Annotated in this window: 4 protein-coding genes; 2 read left to right on the top strand and 2 right to left on the bottom strand. The window is 38.3% G+C overall.

Going from position 1 to position 2,160, the window contains the following annotated elements:
- The coding region (locus FTV31_RS17200; protein ID WP_218948752.1) for a hypothetical protein at positions 1 to 240 on the top strand (240 nt) is incomplete at its 5' end.
- Positions 241 to 286: 46 nt separating this feature from the next.
- Complete coding sequence (locus tag FTV31_RS16370) at positions 287 to 730, top strand: hypothetical protein (protein ID WP_179991656.1); 444 nt, start codon at positions 287 to 289, stop codon at positions 728 to 730.
- A 107-nt stretch (positions 731 to 837) separates the two neighbouring features.
- On the opposite strand, the gene FTV31_RS16365 is transcribed toward FTV31_RS16370, so the two are convergent.
- Together FTV31_RS16365 and FTV31_RS16360 are read right to left on the bottom strand one after the other, a co-directional pair.
- Complete coding sequence (locus FTV31_RS16365; RefSeq protein ID WP_179991655.1) at positions 838 to 1,347, bottom strand: hypothetical protein; 510 nt, start codon at positions 1,345 to 1,347, stop codon at positions 838 to 840.
- Positions 1,344 to 2,160: MobA/MobL family protein (locus FTV31_RS16360; RefSeq protein ID WP_180015709.1), on the bottom strand; the 817-nt coding region annotated here is incomplete at its 5' end. The genes FTV31_RS16365 and FTV31_RS16360, both read right to left, overlap by 4 nt.

Here is a 2,160-nt window from a genome sequence, read left to right as displayed (position 1 = left end):
TTTAGCCATGTTTCAAAGTCGGGCAACTTTGCGCTTGCTGTAATTTGCTTAGCAATGAGAAAAACCAAGCAAAGTACCGATCATCTAGTATTTTTCAGGATCATTAATGAATTTGCATTTCTCATAAAGCTTTTTCGTCCGCTTACGCTTGATAATGAAGTAGGTCGAAATTTTAATGTTGCTCAGTCGTTCGTAGACATTCACTCGGCATCTTACGATACATCTAGCTATACATATTAGTTATAACAAATTAAAATTAATTAATTTTTACTTAAATATGAATATTATGAAAATACTAATTCTACTTTTTTCATTTACTATTTTATCTACTTCTACCTTAGCAAATAAATACGACTGGACATATATCCCACCGCCAAGTGTTAATTTTCAAAGTTACTCTCAAGGAAATCAGCAACTTCAAAATGGTTTAAATGCTATGGCTGATGCCGTAGTTAATTATGCTAATAAAAAACAAAATAACAGTACTACTTCTTATAATAATGTTGGTAACTTCACATATGGGAGTGATGGTAGTTCTTATTACAATACAGAAGATCGTTCTTACGGTTCAAATGGTTATACTTATTACCAAATAAATGAAAATAATGGCTATGGTTCAAATGGTTCCGTATACAACAGCGTCGGGGATTATCTTTATATAACTCAGCCTGACGGTAGAAAATTTGTTTGTTATCAATCTAGTGTGAATACACAGTGCAAAGAGAATTAATGTTCGACTCTTTGAAATATGGCTTTAGCCATGTTTCAAAGTCGGGCAACTTTGCGCTTGCTGTAATCTGATCAGTAATGAGAAAAACCAAGCAAAGTACCGATCATCTAGTATTTTTTAGGGTCGATCTGGCACCAGTCATAGGTCTTTTCTTTGACGCTATTTGGTTGGAATGAGTAACACGGATTTTTCGTCATGATTCTGACGAGTGTTTCTCCATCATCAACTTTGATTTGAAGTGCATATGCTGCTAATGCTTTTTTATCTGCTCTGCGCTGTTGGATTTCATCAAGGCTTGGGATATACAAAAATATAGCCAAAAGCAATACGAGAACCAAAGCCACAAAAGTACTGGCGAAAAATAGGATAAATTTTGCATTTAGTTGAGCTGCAACTTGGTTTAAATGCTGAATACTATTATTCAATGCACCTGTATGCTTCTTATTTGCGTTTTCTAGCGACTTTTCAGCCTTATTAAGTACTCCGCTAGCCACTTCATTGTAAAACGTCTCTAATCGCTTATTATCGTCTGCTATGGCTTCCCTGTATTCCTTCATAGATGCCAATAGAATATATAACTGATCGTCTAGGTCTAAATCATCGTTTTGGTTACTCATAATGACATTCCGCCCTGATCTAAGTCTTGTGATGCCTTACGATTGGCTCGCTCGGCTTGTTGATGCTCTAGTTTTTGCTGTCGTTGTATTTCGGCTTGGCGTTCCAGTTCTAGGCGTTTGCTTTCTTGGTTCTTCTGCCATTGCTCAAAACCTTGATCAACACGATTTAAACCACGCTGTAAAACGCTCTCTTTCTGCTGTTTCTGTTGATTAAGTTGTTGGGTATTCTGCTGTTTCACATTGTCATTGAAACGGCTGATTTCAGTGTCTATGCCTTGTCTGCGTAATTGAGTGACTTTGGTGCCTTCATGGATGGTGGCTTGTAGTCCGTTGTTCTGATCGGCATAGCTACGATGGTCTATTTTTTCTCGGTAGCCTGCACGTTCCAATGCTTTATTGGCTAAGTCTGCCCATGTTTCTCGAATTTGCTTAATGTCTTCTTGGGTTGTCCCTATACCAAGGCTTTTTCGTTTGGCGTTGCTGAGTTCAATATCGGTTTTGGTGGTCAGAGTGATTTTATTGTCTGCGTCTAATTCGGCTTTTCGGGTGGTGAGCATGATATGGGCGTGATGGTTTTTATCATTTCCGCCTTTACTCGGTTTATGGATGGCTAAATCTGCGATCACCTCATAGCGATCAACTAAGGACCTGGCAAAGTCTTTTGCTAAGTCCTTACGTTGATCAGCGTCTAATTCATCGGGTAGGGCAATCACCCATTCTCTAGCGGTTCGGGCATCTTTGCGGTTCTCGGTTTTTTCTGCCAAGTTCCAAAGTTCGCCACGGTCAATTTCAATATCTAAATTAGAGATAATT

The organism is Acinetobacter sp. YH16031, assembly GCF_013417335.1.
Taxonomy (GTDB): Bacteria; Pseudomonadota; Gammaproteobacteria; order Pseudomonadales; family Moraxellaceae; genus Acinetobacter.
The sequence above is the reverse complement of the archived record's forward strand: the minus strand, read 5'-3'. Positions and strand labels throughout refer to the sequence as shown.

Coding starts and splice junctions, on each gene's coding strand:
- FTV31_RS16370 (WP_179991656.1), top strand. CDS start 287: ATGAAAATACTAATTCTACTTTTTTCATTTACTATTTTATCTACTTCT.
- FTV31_RS16365 (WP_179991655.1), bottom strand. CDS start 1,347: ATGAGTAACCAAAACGATGATTTAGACCTAGACGATCAGTTATATATT.